Annotated in this window: 1 pseudogene; it reads right to left on the reverse strand. The window is 72.1% G+C overall.

The window, feature by feature from the left end:
* Positions 1–47 precede the first annotated feature (47 nt).
* Positions 48–280: pseudogene (locus GT042_RS18965) on the reverse strand (TetR/AcrR family transcriptional regulator); the annotation flags it as partial.

The following is a 280-nucleotide window of genomic DNA, read 5'->3' on the forward strand; positions in this document are numbered from 1 at the left end:
GTCCGGCGATTGAGGACAATCAGTAAGCGCAACCAAACGCACCGGGCTCAATCGAGCGCCCCAGCGAGATACGCGCGCAACAGCGTCCGCGTCTCCGCCACGATCCCCGCATCCCCCGCCCCATCCGTCCGGAACGCCAGCTGGAGCAGCGCGTCCGCCGCCTCCACCGCCACCAGGACCGTGCGGTGCAGGGACGCGTCGGGGCCGCGGCCCAGGTGGCTCGCGAGCAGGATGGTGAGCCGGCCCGCGACCTGCTGGTTGGCGTTCTTCGCGGCGGCCC

Source organism: Streptomyces sp. SID3212, from assembly GCF_009865405.1.
Taxonomy (GTDB): domain Bacteria; phylum Actinomycetota; class Actinomycetes; order Streptomycetales; family Streptomycetaceae; genus Streptomyces.